We start from the raw sequence: 16,020 nt of genomic DNA on the forward strand, positions 1-16,020 counted from the left end.
GTATGAAATTTATCGATCGCAAAGCCCTTCGCGAAGCCTATCGCGCGGAGGAAAATGCGGTCGTGAAGGAGCGGATCGAGCAGGCGCGGCTCGAGGGCGAGCAGGCCGATGAAGCCGAGGCGATGACGACGACGCTCATCACCGAGATGCGCAAGCACAAACCCGAGGGCATCGACGCCTTCATGCAGGCCTACGACCTCGGCTCCGAAGAAGGCATCGCGCTGATGTGCCTTGCCGAAGCACTTCTCCGGGTGCCCGACGCCGAGACGATCGACGATCTCATCCACGACAAGATCACCGGCAACGACTGGGCCCAGAAGATGGGCGAAAGCCGCTCGACCTTCGTCAATGCCGCGACCTTCTCGCTGCTGATGACGGGCCGGGTGCTCGACGAAGCCAACGACACCGCCGACGGCTGGCGCGCGGCGCTGGGCAGGGCAGTCGGACGCCTTGGCGAGCCCGTCATCCGCACCGCGGTCGGCCAGGCCATGAAGATCCTCGGCAAGCAGTTCGTGTTCGGGCGGACGATCGAAGAGGCTCTCCGCCGCGCCGCGCCCGAGATGAAGCGCGGCCTGTCCCACAGCTTCGACATGCTCGGCGAGGCGGCGATGACCCACGAGGACGCCGCCCGCTATGCGCGTGCCTATGAGGGCGCCATCGAACGTCTCGGCAAGGCCGGACGCAACGAGACGTTTCACGGTGCCCCCGGAATCTCGGTCAAACTCTCCGCGCTCTACCCGCGCTACGAGTGGAGCCACGCAGAAGAAGCCGCCACCGCGATCCTCCCGATCCTCAAGGGCCTGTGTGAAAAAGCCGCCGCCGCCAACATCCACCTCACCGTCGACGCGGAAGAGGCGGACCGGCTCGAGCTCAGCCTCGACATCATCGAGGCGATCGTGGCCGACGACGGCCTGTTCGCCGATGGTTGGGAAGGCTTCGGGATGGCCATCCAGGCCTATCAGAAGCGCGGCACCCACACGTGCGACTGGGCCGTCCGCCTCGCGCGCAAGTACGAACGCAAGCTGTTCGTCCGTCTCGTGAAGGGCGCGTATTGGGACACCGAGATCAAGGCCGCGCAGGTCGGCGGGCTCGAGGATTATCCCGTCTTCACCCGCAAGATGGCGACCGACGTCAGCTATCTCGCCTGCGCGAAGATCCTCTTGGCTGGCGGCGACGCGCTCTTCCCCGCCTTCGCCACGCACAACGCCAACACCATCGGCGCGATCAAGGCGATGGCCGGCCCGCGTCCGGGCAAACCGGGCTTCGAGTTCCAGCGCCTCCACGGCATGGGCGACGAGCTCTACACCGAATTGCATAACCTCGAAGACGGCATCGGCGAGCAGCGCAGCCCGATCCGCATCTACGCGCCCGTCGGCAGCCACAAGGAACTGCTCGCCTATCTCGTGCGCCGCCTGCTCGAGAATGGCGCCAACTCCAGCTTCGTCAACCGCATCGCCGACGACCGTGTCGGCGTCGAGGAACTTGTCCGCGACCCCGTCGCGCTGCTCGATGCGATCGAACCCAAGCGCAATCCCGCGATCCCGCTTCCCGATCAGATCTACGGCATCGGCCGCCGCAACTCGGCAGGCGTCGACCTGTCCGATCCGCTGATCCGCGAACCGCTGATGGAGCGCCTCGCCAAGGAAGCGGAGCGCAATTTCCAGGCCGAACCGACCGAGGCCGCACGCGGCGAGCATCCCGTCCGCCGCATCACCAGCCCGCACGATGACCGCATCGAAGTCGGCATCGCCGCGGAGAGCACCGAAAACGCCATCGACCGCGCGATGCACACCGCCGCCGCCGCCCAGCCCGGATGGGACCAGATGGGCGGCGAGGCGAGAGCGCGGCTGCTCGACAAGGCCGCCGACCTGTTCGAGGAGCATCGCGAAACGCTCTTCTCGCTCTGCATCCGCGAGGCAGGCAAGACGCTTCCCGACGCCATCCTCGAAGTTCGCGAAGCTGTCGACTTCCTGCGCTATTACGCCAGCGAGGCGCGCGCCAAGTTCAGTCATCCCGTGCCGCTTCCGGGCCCCACGGGCGAGGAAAACGAACTCCGCCTCCACGGCCGCGGTATCTGGACCTGCATCAGCCCGTGGAACTTCCCGCTGGCCATCTTCACCGGCCCCGTCGCCGCCGCCCTCGCCGCGGGCAATGCCGTGATGGCCAAGCCCGCCGAGCAGACGCCGATCATCGCCGATTATGCGATCTGGCTCCTGCACAAGGCGGGTATCCCGCGCGAGATCGTCCAGCTGACCCCCGGCGACGGCAAGGTCGGCGCAGCGCTCGTCGCGCATCCGCTCACCGCGGGGGTCGCCTTCACCGGCTCGACCGAGACCGCGCGGATGATCAACCGCACCATCGCCGACCGGCAGGACGGCCCGCTCATTCCGCTGATCGCCGAAACCGGCGGCCAGAATGCGATGATCGTCGATTCCAGTGCGCTACCCGAACAGGTGACGCGCGACGTCGTCGCCTCCTCGTTCCAGTCGGCGGGCCAGCGTTGCTCTGCGCTGCGCGTCCTCTACATCCAGGAAGATGTCGCCGACGAGATGATCCGCATGATCGGCGGCGCGCTGGAAACGCAAACGATCGGCGATCCGCGCAAGCTTTCGACCGACATCGGCCCGGTGATCGACGGCGCCGCGCGCCAGTCGCTCCGCCGCCACCTCGACTGGCTCGACACGCACGCCAAGTGCATCGTCCGCCGCGACGTGCCCGAGGCGGTCGGCGCGCACGGCTATTACGTCCAGCCCTCGATCTACGAGATCGAGCATCTGAAGCAGCTACAGGGCGAGAATTTCGGCCCCATCCTCCACATCATCCGCTGGAAGGCGGGCGATCTGGAAAAGGTCGTCGAGGCGATCAACGGCACCGGCTACGGCCTGACGCTGGGCCTGCAAAGCCGCATCGAGAAGAACCGCCGCATCGTCCAGCGCCTCGCCAAGGTCGGCAACCTCTACGTCAACCGCAACCAGATCGGCGCGGTGGTGGAAAGCCAGCCCTTCGGCGGCGAGGGATTGAGCGGGACGGGACCCAAGGCGGGCGGCCCGAACTATGTCGAGCGCTTCGCGACCGAGCGGGTGACCTGTGTGGATACGACCGCTGCGGGTGGGAATGCGAGCTTGATGGCGTCGTTGGAGGGGTGACCACCAAAAGCGGGTAGGGAGCAGGGCGATTTGGCCCAGTCAGTTAGCAACCAGTCGGCCGCTCGCATGCTTCCTCGGTCAGGGAGAAGAAACTGAAGCAGGCCGGTGAGCCTTGCGATCCCAGTCTATGTGAGCCAGCCTCGCTCAATGGAGATGTTTTTAGTCATCGCGGCGATAGCGGCGCTCTTTTGGCTTATGCGGCGGTCGGAGGACCGCGCACGATCCGACAAGCCGAGTTTCTGGCAGACTACCACTCAATCGACCGAGCGCGAACCAAAGCCGTTGGTCGAAGTGCTACCCGAGAGCTTTGTCGTCTATGACCTAGAAACGACGGGACTTAATCCAGCGAAGCACGAGATTATCGAAATCGGCGCGATCCGTGTTCATCGCGAAACCGATCTACACGACACCTTCACTACCCTAGTGATGCCGAAAGGACGTATCTCAAGCCGAATAACCGAAATCACGGGTATCAATCGGGCGATGATAAAAAAGGACGGCATTAGTCCTGATAAGGCGCTAGCAGCATTCCGCGACTTCGTTGGCGACCTTCCAATGGTGGCGTTCAATGCGCCCTTCGATCGCAAGATGCTGGAGGCAGCATGTGACCGACACGGACACGCTCGCTTCACGAACAAGCATGATTGCGCGCTGGCCTTATCTCGTCGTGTCTGGCCTGGGCGAAAATCCTATCGCCTTAGCGCGATATGCGCGGATGCAGGGATAAGCCTTCACAGCGAACACCGTGCGCTTGCGGACTGTGAGCGAGCCTTGCGGGTCTACGTCGCGGCTCGGCAGCTAGGCGACAGACCTCAGTCACAATAAAATGCGTCGATTGGAATGAAATGGCTCCCCGAGTTGGATTCGAACCAACGACCAAGTGATTAACAGTCACCTACTCTACCGCTGAGCTATCGGGGAGCAGCCCGAAGGCGATGGGGAGGGCGTATACCGATTGGGCGCGCCGATGCAAGGGGGAAATCAGCCTGTTTCGAACTGCTCGAGCGCGATCCGCTCGTCCAGCGCATGCTCGGGGTCGAACAGCAGGGTAAGGGGCCGCGCACGGTCGAGGCTGATCGTCACCTGCGTTACGTCGCGCACCTCGAACTGGTCCGCCACCGCGCTCACGGGCCGGTCCTCGGGATCGATCACCGTCAGCCGCACCGCCGTATCCTCGTTGAGGATCGCGCCCGGCCAGCGGCGCGGGCGGAAGGGACTGATGGGGGTGAGCGCCAGCATGTTCGCCGACAAAGGCAGGATCGGCCCTCCCGCCGACAGATTGTAGGCCGTGGACCCCGCAGGCGTCGCCACCATCACCCCGTCGCACACCAGTTCGTCGATCGCCGGCCGGTCGGCCACGTCGATATGGATCTTGGCCGTCCGCCCCGTCTCGCGCAGCAGGCTGACCTCGTTGATCGCGGGCCGGGTAACGACCTTACCGTGGATCGTCTCGGCTTCCATCTTCAGCGGCAGGATATCGATCGGCTTGGCCTTGGCGATCCGCTCGATCAGCCCCTCTTCGCGCCACTCGTTCATGAGGAAGCCGAAGGTGCCGCGGTTCATGCCGAACACGGGCCGTTTGGGAAGGCCTTCTTCCAGCATCTGATGGAGCGTGCGCAGCATGAATCCGTCCCCGCCCACCGCGAGCAGCGTCGCCGCTTCCTCGGCCTCGACGAATTCGTACCGAGCGCGTAGGAGTTCGCCTGCGTCCGCCGCCTGTTGGCGCGAAGAAATGGCGATCCCGATCGGGCTGCGCTCGTTCATGCCTGCTGCTCCCCTCGCTGCATGAAGACGGGCATAGGCGAGCGGCGCGCTTCACGCTACTGTCTCGATAAGGGCCAGTCGGTTCGGCCCCGCTTGTGGTGCGTGGCGATCCTTTCGATGGAAGGCGACATGTTGAGCAGAAACGACGACCCCCTCCTGCCAGTGGGGCATGACCGCGATCCGGAATTGTTCGATGCGCTGACCACGCGCGAGATCTCGATTCACTATCAGCCGATGATCGACCTGGCGACGGGCCGCGTGGTCGCTGCCGAAGCCCTCGCGCGCTGGGACGAGACGGGGCCGGGAGCCGAAGCGCTCTTTACCCGCGCAAGGGCCGCGCGCCTCCAGGGCCCGCTTTCGCGCACCGTCCAGTACGACGCGCTTGAGCGCGCCGCGACATGGGAAGGCGCACTCGGCGACATCGGCCTGTCGATCAACCTGTTGCCCGAAGAACTGCTCGACCGTGACTTTCCCGAAAGCTTCCTCGACATGCTCGCCGATAGCGGTTTCCCGCCCGAGCGACTGACGGTCGAACTGGTCGAAACCCAGCACGTCAGCGAGCATCCCAAGGCCGCCGAGCGGCTCGCCGCCTTGCGCGAGAAAGGCATCCGCATCGCGATCGACGATTTCGGCACGGGCTATTCGAGCCTCGTCTATCTCACCAGCCTGCCGATCGACACGCTCAAGATGGATCGCAGTCTCGTCGAGCAGATCGTCGGCGGCGACAAGGCGCGGATCGTCATGCGCGCTATGCTCACGCTCGCACAGGAACTGGGCCTGCGTACGGTGGTGGAGGGCGTCGAGAACGCCGCGCAGCTCGATCTTCTGAGCGAATGGGGCGCCGACCTCTATCAGGGGTTCCTCGGTTCCGGCCCGCTCGACGAAGAAGCGCTCGGCCGCTTCGTCTCGTTCGCCAACCGCTAGACCGGCTCCGCCACTTTTGCCTTCTTCTGCCCCGCCGCCACGACGCGCCCGAGGCCCCGCGACAGCTGCAGTGCGCCGTGGATGCGATCATGCTCGCCCGGCCAGTTGCGCGACAGCACCAGCTTCCCGTCCGGCCGCAGCTTCGCCTGGCCCTTGAGCTTCTCGATATAGGCGATCAGTCCCGGAACGTCGGGGAAACCGTCGCTGGCGAACGTCACCACCGCGCCCTTGGCGCCGATGTCCATCTTGGCGATCCGTGCCTTGCGGCAGTTGGTCTTGATCTCGATGACCTCGAGCAGGTTCTGCGTTTCTTCCGGCAGCTTGCCGAACCGGTCGATCAGCTCGGCGGCGAACGCGTCGATATCCGCGCGGCTTTCGAGATCGCCGAGACGCCGATACAAGCCCATCCGCAAATCGAGGTCTGACACGTAATCGTCGGGAATGAGGATCGGCGCAGCCACATTGATTTGTGGATTGAGCGCTTCGCCCGCTTGCCCCGCACCGCCATCCGCTTTCAGCTGCACGATCGCTTCCTCGAGCATCGACTGGTAGAGTTCGAAACCCACTTCCTTGATGTGTCCCGATTGCTCGTCGCCGAGCAGGTTGCCCGCGCCGCGTAGGTCGAGATCGTGGCTCGCAAGCTGGAAGCCCGCGCCAAGGCTGTCGAGATTGGCCAGCACCTGCAGCCGCTTCTCCGCGCTTTCGCTCACCAGATGCGGCTCGGGCGTGGTGAGATAGGCATAAGCCCGCGTCTTCGAGCGTCCCACACGGCCGCGAAGCTGATAGAGCTGCGCGAGGCCGAAGCGATCCGCACGATGCACGATGAGCGTATTGGCGCTCGGAATATCGAGCCCGCTCTCCACGATCGTCGTCGACAGCAGCACGTCATATTTGCGGTCGTAGAACGCGCTCATCCGCTCCTCGACCTCGGTCGGGCTCATCTGGCCGTGCGCCACGAGGAACTTCACTTCGGGTACCTCCTCGCGCAGGAACTCCTCGATGTCGGGCAGGTCCGCGACCCGCGGCGCCACGTAGAAGCTTTGCCCGCCGCGATAATGTTCGCGCAGCAGCGCCTCGCGGATCACCACCGGGTCGCGCGGCATCACGTAGGTGCGCACCGCGAGACGGTCGACCGGCGGCGTCATGATGACCGACAGATCGCGCAGCCCCGTCATCGCCATCTGCAGCGTGCGGGGGATCGGTGTGGCGGTGAGCGTGAGCACGTGGACGTCGCTCTTCAGCGCCTTCAGCTTTTCCTTGTGCGCCACGCCGAAATGCTGCTCCTCGTCGACGATCACGAGCCCCAGCTTCTTGAACTTCACGGTCTTTCCGAGAAGCGCATGGGTGCCGATCACGATATCGATATCACCCTTCTCGAGCCGCTCCTTGGTCTCCTTGACTTCGGATGAGGACACGAGCCTACTGATGCGGCCGAGCTCGATCGGAAAACCCTGAAAGCGCTCGACGAAATTCTGGTAATGCTGGCGCGCGAGAATGGTGGTCGGCGCCACCACCGCGACCTGATAGCCTGCCATCGCGCTCACGAAGGCGGCGCGCAAGGCGACCTCGGTCTTTCCGAAACCGACATCGCCGCAGACGAGCCGATCCATGGGTTTGCCCGAGCCCAGGTCCTCCAGCACTTCCTCGATCGCGCGCTCCTGATCGTCGGTCTCCTCGTAGGGGAAACGGTCGACGAACTGCGGAAAGGCGCTGTCGGGCTGCGCAGGTTCGCCCTCGCGCAGCGCGCGTTCGGCAGCCACCTTGATGAGCCGACCCGCAATCTCGCGGATCCGCTCCTTCATCTTGGCCTTGCGCCGCTGCCACGCCTCGCCGCCCAGGCGGTCGAGGTTTACCGCCTCGTCCGCCCCGCCGTAGCGCGAGAGAATGTCGATATTCTCGACCGGGACATAGAGCTTGTCCTCACCCGCATATTCGAGGGCGACGCAATCGTGCGGGCTACCCTGCACGTCGATGGTCGTCAGGCCCTTGTAGCGGGCGATCCCATGTTCCTCGTGTACCACCAGATCGCCGGGCGTCATCGCCGACAGTTCGGCAAGGAAAGCGTCCGCGCTCTTCCGGCGCTTGCGCCGCCGCACGAGCCGGTCGCCGAGCATGTCCTGCTCGGAAAGGACCGCGACATCGGGGGTCGTGAATCCATGATCGAGCGGAAGGACGAGCAGGGCAGGGGCCTTCCCGCCGAGCGCTTCCTGCCAGCTGTCCGCCATCCGTCGGCTGTCCACACCATGATCCGCGATCAATCCGTCGAGCCGTTCACGCGCGCCTTTCGAGTAGCTCGCCAGTACGACGGTCTTGCCGTCCTTTGTCAGCTTCGCGACATGTTCGGCGACCGCTTCATAGACATTCGACCCCTGCGCCCGTTCCGGAGCGAAATCGCGGGGCCCCGACACGCCCATGTCCACGACCGCTTCGCTGTCGGGCGAGGGGAAGGGGGTTGCAAGGTGCACGGGCGTATCGGCCTTGACCGACGACCATTCGCCGTCCGAAAGATAGAGCGCATCGGGCTTCAACGGCCGATAGCTTCCCGCCTCCTTGGCTTCGACGCGCCGCCGGTTCTGGAAATAGTCCTCGACCGCCTCTAGGCGCGAGCCGAGCGCGGCATCGGCATTGGCATCGCGCAGCACGACATCGTCCTCACCGGTATAATCCGTCAGGTCGGCAAGTGACTCCTCGAACAGCGGCAACCAATGCTCCATCCCCGCCAGACGCCGACCGTCGCTGACGGCCTCGTAGAGCGGATCGCTCGTTGCATTGGCACCGAACTTCTCGCGATAGCGGCTGCGGAAGCGCTTGATGGACTCCTCGTCGAGCAAAGCCTCGGACGCCGGCATCAGCGTGAAGCCTTCGACGCGCCCCGTCGACCTTTGGTCGGTCGGATCGAACGCCCGCATCGTCTCGATCTCGTCGCCGAAGAAGTCGAGGCGGACGCCATTCGACATGCCCGCCGGATAGAGATCCACGATCGCGCCACGCACCGCATATTCGCCCGCATCGTGCACCGCGTCGACGCGCGCGTAACCATTGGCCTGCAACAACCCGATCAGCTTCTCGCGCTCGATCTCGCTGCCTTCCTCGAGACGTCGCACGAGGCCCTTGATCCGATCCGGACAGAGCATCCGCTGCATTGCGGCGTTGACGGTCGTGACCACAAGCTGTGGCTTCTTGGGCTTGCGCGCCAGCCTCGCCAGCGCGCCCATCCGGTCTGCCATGACCTTGAGCGGCGGGCTCGCGCGGTCGTAGGGCAGGCAGTCCCAGGCCGGCAGCGTTACCACCTGTACTTCGGGCGCGAACAAGGGCGCGGTCTCCGATACCGCGCGCAGTGCCGCTTCGTCCGACACGATCAGCCACGCGCGTCCGCCCTTGTCGCCGGCCGCCCGCGCGAGATCGGTCGCGAGCCACGGCAGATAACCCGCCGGAACGCTCGCGAGCGTTAGCGCCGTGTCGGCCTTAAGAACCGTCTGCAGTCTCTCGCTCATCGTGCGATCCGGATGAAGTCGAGCTTCTTCATCGTCTCGAGTTGTGGCCCCTGGAAGCGTGCAGGCGCCTCCGCGGTCCCGATCGCCCAGGCCATGATGTCGACGTCCTGCTCCATCAACAGCGCGTCGAACCAGTCCATGTCCGCATCGGTCCACTGGTGCTGGTAGCGGTCGAAGAAGCCGCCGATCATCATGTCCGCCTCGCGCGTACCGCGGTGCCAGCTACGATATTTCAAGGCGCGACGACGTTCGTCCATGCGGGAATTCTCCATAGCGATGCGGCCCCGCGCGCTTCCGCCCGGGGTGAAAATTGTTTCGAATGAAGCGCGCATGTAGGCGCTCGGGTTCCGCCTTGCTAGGGAGGCTGAAGACCATGCGGCCCGAGATTCTCCACCCCCTGTTCGCGACCACCGATACGCTGGACGGCGTCGGCCCCAAGATCGCCAAGGCGCTTGAGAAGCTGAAGCTTACCCGCCTCGTCGATCTGCTCTTCCACCTCCCCACCGGAATGATCCAGCGCATCGCCACCGATACACTCGGCCATCATCTCGTCGGCCAGCGGATCGTGATCGACCTGACGCCCATCGATCTGCGCGAGGGCAGGGGCCGCGCCCCACTGCGGATCTATGCGAAGGATGGCAGCGAGAACATGGTCGCGTTGACCTTTTTCAACAATCCGGGCTGGGCCAAGAAGCAGCTCCCGCTGGGCGAGAAGGCGCGCATATCGGGCCGCCTCGATGCCTATGGAGACGATCTGCAGATAGTCCACCCGGACGTCGTGAAGGAAGAGCCCGCGCTTCGCGAACCCGTCTATCCGCTGTCCGAGGGCCTGACCAACCGCAAGGTTCAGGACTTCATCGCGCAGGCCCTCAGCCAGGCGCCCGACCTCGCCGAATGGATCGAACCCTCGGTGCTCTCCGATCGCGGATGGAGCGATTGGCGCGGATCGCTCGCCGCCGCCCATGCCGACACCGGCGCCGCCAAGGCCCGCGCGCGATTGGGCTATGACGAAGTCTTCGCCAACCAGCTCGCGCTCCTCCTCATCCGCCAGTCCGCCCGCCGCACGCAGACACGCGCCCTGGAAGGCGACGGCAGCCTGTCGGGAAAGCTCAACCTGCCCTTCACCCTCACCGGCGCGCAGGCGCGCTGCGTCTCCGAGATCCGAGGCGACATGGCGCAGGAGCGCCCAATGCTCCGCCTGCTCCAGGGCGACGTCGGTTCGGGCAAGACGCTGGTCGCGCTCTTTGCCATGCTCGAAGCGGTCGAGGCAGGCGCACAGGCCGCCATGCTCGCCCCCACCGAAATCCTCGCGCGCCAGCATTACGAGGGGCTCAAGCGCCTGTGCGACCCCATCGGCGTCAACGTCGCCATCCTCACCGGGCGCGACAAGGGCAGGGTGCGCGAGTCGACGTTGATGGGGCTGGCCGACGGCTCGATCCACATCCTCGTCGGCACCCACGCCATCTTCCAGCAGGCCGTCGCTTACAAGGATCTCGGCCTCGTTGTCGTAGACGAACAGCACCGCTTCGGCGTCTCGCAGCGGCTCATGCTGAGCGAAAAGGGCAAGCGCCCGCCGCACCTTCTCGCCATGACCGCAACGCCCATACCGCGCACGCTCACGCTCACCCAATATGGCGAGATGGAAGTCAGCCGCATTGACGAGCTTCCGCCGGGGCGGCAGCCGATCGAAACGCTCGTCATGTCCGAGAGCCGCCTCGACGAAATCGTCGCTGGGCTCGAGCGCCATATCGCGACCGGCGAACAGGCCTATTGGGTCTGCCCGCTGGTCGAGGAAAGCGACAAGCTCGACGCCGCCGCGGCCGAGGAGCGCGCCGCCAGCCTCAAGGCGCGGCTCGGCGACAAGGTCGGCCTCGTGCACGGGAGGATGAAGAGCGAGGACAAGGACGCCGTCATGGAGCGCTTCCAGCGCGGCGATCTCGCGGTGCTGGTCGCCACGACGGTCATCGAAGTCGGCGTCGACGTGCCCAACGCAACGCTGATGATCATCGAGGGCGCCGACCGCTTCGGCCTCGCCCAGCTTCATCAGCTGCGCGGACGGGTAGGGCGGGGCACCGGCAAATCGCGCTGCCTGCTCCTGCGCGGCAACACCTTGTCCGAAACCTCCCGCGCCCGCCTCGCCCTCATGCGCGAAACCACCGACGGCTTCCGCATCGCGGAGGAAGACCTGCGCCTGCGCGGCGCGGGCGAAATCCTCGGCACCCGCCAGTCGGGCGACCACAGCTTCCGCCTCGTCGACCCCGAAGACCTCGCCCAGCTGGCTCCGATGGCGCAGGCGGACGCGCGCATGCTGCTAGACCGCGATGGCGGGCTGGAAGGAGAGCGCGGCCAGGCAGCGCGTGTCTGCCTTTATCTCTTCGAACGCGATATGGCGGTGGGGTTGCTGAAGGGCGGTTGAGATGTGTCTGCTAGCGATCCCATTGCTGACGTCAGCGCTGCGACACTTCGATGCTAAGTTTCTCGGATTTGAAGCTGGCCTCAAACCATTCGGTGACAAGAAGATAGTTACCTTCCGCCAGTCTATGCAGTTCAATGCTGCCGAGGTCGATTGAGCCGTCAGGATCCGTGGTCAGAAAAGTTCGAGCGGGCTTCGTCTGGATCTCCATCGGGTGTTCAATGATCAGATAGCCCTCGCGATAGCAGTGTGCTTCGCCAGGTTTTGGATTTTCGTGCAGTGGATGGTCCTGAGTGAGCGCAAACAAAACTTTCAGGCGAAGGTCCGTCCCTTCGGCCATAAAGCCGAGAAGGTAGCTGTCTTCGAGATATGCATTTTCAAACACCGGGAGGTATGAGGGATCCATCATTTGCGCCAACCCTTTTGGCCGGAGTTCCGAAGTCCGCTTTTCACCCAAATCAGCGATTTGTAAAAGTCTGTAGCTAAACTACCAACAATCCGTGCTTCTTCTTCCCAAGTGACAGCTTCACCGGATCACCCACCACCGTCACTAGTAGCTGCGGATCGCTTACGACCTGGTCGTCCAGCTTCACCGCGCCTTCCTTGATCTTGCGCTTCGCCTCGCCGTTCGACGCGCAGAAGCTCAAGCCCACCAGCGCCGCCAGAACACCGATCTCGCCGCCCGTCGACAGGCTTGGCAAGTTCGCATCCGACGCGCCTTCCTCGAAGGTTCGCCGTGCCGCTTCCGCCGCCTCGCGCGCCGCGTCCTCGCCATGCAGCATCGCGGTCGCTTCATTCGCCAGCGCGATCTTCGCTTCGTTGATGTCCGCGCCCGATAGCTGCGCCATCCGGTCGATCTCGGTCAGCGGGAGGTCGGTGAAAAGTTTGAGGAAGCGCACCACGTCGTCATCCGCAGTGTTGCGCCAGAATTGCCAGTAATCGTACGCGCTGAGCAGGTCCGCGTCGAGCCACACCGCGCCCGAGGCCGTCTTGCCCATCTTCTTGCCGTCCGCGGTCGTGATCAGCGGCGTTGTCACCCCGAACAGCTCCTCTTCGCCGCCCATCCGGCGGGTAAGTTCGATGCCGTTGACGATATTCCCCCACTGGTCCGACCCGCCCATCTGCAGGCGGCAGCCGTAGCGCGCGTTCAACTCGCGGAAGTCGTAGGCCTGCAGGATCATGTAATTGAATTCGAGGAAGGTGAGCGGCTGCTCGCGCTCGAGGCGCGTGCGCACGCTGTCGAAGGTCATCATCCGGTTGATCGTGAAGTGCGGCCCGACGTCGCGCAGCAGGTCGAGATAGTTGAGGCTGCCCAGCCACTCGTCGTTGTTGACGATGATGGCGCCCGTATCGCTGTCGTCGAACCGCAGCAGCTTGTGGAAGACCTTGCTGATCCCTTCGACATTCGCGGCGATGTCTGCCTCGGTCAGCATCTGGCGCGATGAGTCCTTGCCAGACGGATCGCCGATCTTGGTCGTGCCCCCGCCGATCACCACCAGCGGGCGATGCCCCGCCTGCTGCAGTCGGCGTAGCTGCATGATCTGCACGAGGCTGCCGACGTGCAGGCTCCTCGCGGTCGCGTCGAAGCCGATATAGCCCGTCACCGTCCCGTTCGTGGCGAGCTGGTCGAGCCCCTCGGCGTCCGTCGTCTGGTGGATATAGTCGCGGCCCGACAGGCTGCGCATCAGCTCGCTTTTATAGGTCATCATAATGCGGTTCTGTTAGCGGGCCTGATCACGACTTGCCACACCCCAAAGCCTCGCCCACGATGGAGGGGCAAATGATGAAGCTCACCCCCCATCGCGATCATCCGCTGCCGGACGTCACCGCGCTCGAAGTCGAAGCACGGGCGGACGACGACGTGCTGACGCTCCGCTATCGCGTGCGGGGTGAGGTTGAGGCGCTACAGCTTCCCGACATTGGCCCCCTGCGTCGCGAGGATCGTCTCTGGCGCTCGACCTGCTTCGAGATCTTCCTGCGTCACAATGCGACCGGCTATCGCGAATATAATTTCGCTCCAGACGGCCGGTGGTCGGCGTATCGTTTCGGCAGCTATCGCCACGCGCGCTCGAACCTGCCCAATCGCTGTATCCTCGCCGGGAGCCGCGATGGCGACGATTATGTCCTCACTGCCATGATCGCAGGCCAGCCCCTGAACGGCCACCGCGTCGGCCTGTCCGCCATCATCGAGACGATCGACGGCCGCAAAGGCTATTTCGCGCTTGCACATCCCGCCGGACCCGCCGATTTTCATCACGACGACTGTTTCGCCATCTATGGAGAAGAGATTTGAAATTCGGCATCGACCGTCTGCTCGAGGACGACGACCTCCGCCGCGAGCTGAAAGGCCGCCGCGTGGCGCTATGCGGCCACCCGGCCTCGGTCAGCGAAGATCTCGTGCACAGCCTGGACGCATTGGCCGGGCTGGGTGATGTCGATCTTCGCGCCGCCTTCGGCCCGCAGCACGGGATGAAGGGCGACAAGCAATACAATATGATCGAGAGCGAGAGCTACATCGATCCCGTTCACAAGATCCCGGTACATTCCCTCTACGGCGAAGTCCGCCGCCCGACCGACGCGATGATGGAGGGCTGGGACGTCGTCCTCGTCGACCTGCAGGACGTCGGCTGCCGCATCTACACCTTCCTCACCACCTTGCTCTACCTGCTCGAAGCGGGCGCGAAGCACGGAAAGGCCGTCTGGGTGCTCGATCGCCCGAACCCGGCGGGCCGCCCCGTCGAAGGCCCCAAGCTCACCTCCGGCTACGAAAGCTTCGTCGGCGCGGGACCGATCCCGATGCGCCACGGCATGACGCTGGGCGAAATGGGCCATTGGTTCATCGACCGCTTCAAGCTCGACGTCGATTATCGCGTCATCGAGATGCAGGGCTACGACCCCGCCGGCCCCGGCCATGGCTGGCCCACCGACCGCGTCTGGCTCAATCCGTCGCCCAATGCGCCCAGCGTCAACATGGCGCGTGCCTATGCCGGTACGGTCATGGTCGAGGGAACGCATCTGAGCGAGGGCAGGGGCACCACGCGCCCGTTGGAAATCTTCGGCGCACCGGACATCAACGCCCGCACCGTCATCGCGGAAATGCGGCGGCTCGCGCCGCAGTGGCTCACCGGCTGCACGCTGCGCGAAATCTGGTTCGATCCGACCTTCTACAAACATTCCGGTGCGCTCTGCCACGGCGTTCATATCCATGCCGAGGGAGCGGGCTACGATCATGAGGCCTTCAAGGCGTGGCGTGTACAGGCGCTGGCTTTCAAGGCCATTCGGACGATCTTTCCTGAATACGACCTGTGGCGCGGCCTCGACTATGAGTATGAATATACGTCTGGCCGCCCGGCGATCGACATCATCAACGGCGGTCCCTCGCTGCGGACATGGGTCGACGACGAGCGGGCGGCGCCTGCCGATCTCGACGCGATCGCGGTGCCCGACGAGGAGGCCTGGACAGACGAAAGGGCGCCGTTCCTGCTTTATTGACATGGTAGATTATACCGAACTCTTCGATCAGCGCGGCTCGAGCTACGACCGCGCGATGCAGGCCTTTCCGCGCGCGCGCGCTGCGGAATTCCGTCAGCTCCTCGAGCCCCTCGACCTCTCCGGCAATATAGTGATCGGTGACGTTCCCGCGGGCGGCGGATATCTCGGGCCCTATCTTCCGCAGCACTGCGAATGGGTGCGCCACGAGCCCTGCTCGGACTTCACGACCCATGCGGGTCAGAACGACGCACGCCGACCCCGCACGCCGCTCTATCCGTTCCCCTGGAAGGACGACCGGGTCGATGCACTCGTCAGTCTGGCGGGCGTACACCACCTCGACGACAAGCCACGCTTCTACCGCGAAGCTGCGCGCGTCACCTGCGATGGCGGTACCTTGGTTCTTTCCGATGTGGCGGAAGGTCATCCGGTGAGCCGCTTCCTCGACGAGTTCGTGGGCGCCTACAATTCCACCGGCCACGAGGGTCGTTATCTTGACGGTGACGTCATCAGCGACCTCGAGGCGGCGGGTTGGCGGCTGCAGGGCGATAGACAGCACTCCTATCACTGGGTTTTCGAGACGCGCGGCCAGATGAGCGCGTTCACGCGGCTCCTGTTCGACATCTGCGATGCCGACGAAGCGCACGTCGAACAGGCGATCGGAGATATCCTCGGGATCGATGATCTTCCTGGCGGAGTCGGCATGCGCTGGGGCCTGCGTACCCTGCACTGTCGGCTCGATTGACCAAGAGACGATGTCGTCGGGTGTCATCAGCGCGCACAGGGTCGG

General features: G+C 64.5%; 12 protein-coding genes and 1 tRNA gene. 7 read left to right on the plus strand and 6 right to left on the minus strand.

Annotated elements, in window-relative coordinates; all coding sequences use genetic code 11:
* The first annotated feature begins 2 nt into the window (after nucleotides 1-2).
* Both putA and WJS89_RS01790 read left to right on the plus strand, forming a co-directional pair.
* The gene (gene putA / locus WJS89_RS01785; RefSeq protein WP_346339218.1) at nucleotides 3-3,146 is read left to right on the plus strand and encodes a bifunctional proline dehydrogenase/L-glutamate gamma-semialdehyde dehydrogenase PutA; all 3,144 of its coding nucleotides are present in this window, start codon (nucleotides 3-5) and stop codon (nucleotides 3,144-3,146) included.
* A gap of 147 nt (nucleotides 3,147-3,293) precedes the next feature.
* Complete coding sequence (locus tag WJS89_RS01790; protein ID WP_346339219.1) at nucleotides 3,294-3,971, plus strand: 3'-5' exonuclease; 678 nt, start codon at nucleotides 3,294-3,296, stop codon at nucleotides 3,969-3,971.
* A gap of 21 nt (nucleotides 3,972-3,992) precedes the next feature.
* Here the strand turns inward: WJS89_RS01790 and WJS89_RS01795 are convergent.
* Both WJS89_RS01795 and WJS89_RS01800 read right to left on the minus strand, forming a co-directional pair.
* Nucleotides 3,993-4,067, minus strand: a tRNA-Asn gene (locus WJS89_RS01795).
* Nucleotides 4,068-4,127: 60 nt separating this feature from the next.
* Nucleotides 4,128-4,910: an NAD kinase gene (locus WJS89_RS01800; RefSeq protein ID WP_346339220.1), complete on the minus strand. Its 783-nt coding sequence runs from the start codon at nucleotides 4,908-4,910 to the stop codon at nucleotides 4,128-4,130.
* Nucleotides 4,911-5,039: 129 nt separating this feature from the next.
* Between WJS89_RS01800 and WJS89_RS01805 the strand changes: the two genes are divergently transcribed.
* Nucleotides 5,040-5,834 carry an EAL domain-containing protein gene (locus WJS89_RS01805; RefSeq protein ID WP_346339221.1) on the plus strand — a complete coding sequence of 265 codons (795 nt, stop codon included), beginning with the start codon at nucleotides 5,040-5,042 and terminating at the stop codon, nucleotides 5,832-5,834.
* Here WJS89_RS01805 and mfd read toward each other — a convergent pair.
* Nucleotides 5,831-9,328: a transcription-repair coupling factor gene (gene mfd / locus WJS89_RS01810; protein ID WP_346339222.1), complete on the minus strand. Its 3,498-nt coding sequence runs from the start codon at nucleotides 9,326-9,328 to the stop codon at nucleotides 5,831-5,833. The genes WJS89_RS01805 and mfd overlap by 4 nt on opposite strands.
* Complete coding sequence (locus WJS89_RS01815; RefSeq protein WP_346339223.1) at nucleotides 9,325-9,585, minus strand: FAD assembly factor SdhE; 261 nt, start codon at nucleotides 9,583-9,585, stop codon at nucleotides 9,325-9,327. Before WJS89_RS01815 ends, mfd begins: the two co-directional genes overlap by 4 nt.
* Nucleotides 9,586-9,701: 116 nt before the next feature.
* On the opposite strand from WJS89_RS01815, the gene recG reads away from it, so the two are divergent.
* Nucleotides 9,702-11,744 carry an ATP-dependent DNA helicase RecG gene (recG, locus tag WJS89_RS01820; protein WP_346339224.1) on the plus strand — a complete coding sequence of 681 codons (2,043 nt, stop codon included), beginning with the start codon at nucleotides 9,702-9,704 and terminating at the stop codon, nucleotides 11,742-11,744.
* A 31-nt stretch (nucleotides 11,745-11,775) separates the two neighbouring features.
* Here recG and WJS89_RS01825 read toward each other — a convergent pair whose 3' ends face one another.
* Together WJS89_RS01825 and tyrS are read right to left on the minus strand one after the other, a co-directional pair.
* Nucleotides 11,776-12,150 carry a hypothetical protein gene (locus WJS89_RS01825; RefSeq protein ID WP_346339225.1) on the minus strand — a complete coding sequence of 125 codons (375 nt, stop codon included), beginning with the start codon at nucleotides 12,148-12,150 and terminating at the stop codon, nucleotides 11,776-11,778.
* A 73-nt stretch (nucleotides 12,151-12,223) separates the two neighbouring features.
* Nucleotides 12,224-13,450, minus strand: a complete 1,227-nt coding sequence (gene tyrS, locus WJS89_RS01830; RefSeq protein WP_346339226.1) for a tyrosine--tRNA ligase — start codon at nucleotides 13,448-13,450, stop codon at nucleotides 12,224-12,226.
* A 71-nt stretch (nucleotides 13,451-13,521) separates the two neighbouring features.
* Here tyrS and WJS89_RS01835 point away from each other — a divergent pair, with 71 nt between their 5' ends.
* Genes WJS89_RS01835 through WJS89_RS01845 form a run of 3 tightly spaced genes read left to right on the plus strand, consistent with a single transcriptional unit; the run spans nucleotide 13,522 to nucleotide 15,975 of the window.
* Nucleotides 13,522-14,034 (plus strand): DOMON-like domain-containing protein, encoded by a 513-nt coding sequence (locus tag WJS89_RS01835; protein ID WP_346339227.1) that lies wholly within the window; start codon nucleotides 13,522-13,524, stop codon nucleotides 14,032-14,034.
* A complete protein-coding gene (locus WJS89_RS01840; RefSeq protein ID WP_346339228.1) occupies nucleotides 14,031-15,233 on the plus strand; it encodes an exo-beta-N-acetylmuramidase NamZ family protein in 1,203 nt (400 codons plus the stop codon). Before WJS89_RS01835 ends, WJS89_RS01840 begins: the two co-directional genes overlap by 4 nt.
* Nucleotide 15,234: 1 nt before the next feature.
* Nucleotides 15,235-15,975 carry a class I SAM-dependent methyltransferase gene (locus tag WJS89_RS01845; protein ID WP_346339229.1) on the plus strand — a complete coding sequence of 247 codons (741 nt, stop codon included), beginning with the start codon at nucleotides 15,235-15,237 and terminating at the stop codon, nucleotides 15,973-15,975.
* The last annotated feature ends 45 nt before the right edge of the window (nucleotides 15,976-16,020 follow it).

The sequence above is a fragment of the Sphingomicrobium aquimarinum genome (genome assembly GCF_039655735.1).
Taxonomy (GTDB): Bacteria; Pseudomonadota; Alphaproteobacteria; order Sphingomonadales; family Sphingomonadaceae; genus Sphingomicrobium; species Sphingomicrobium aquimarinum.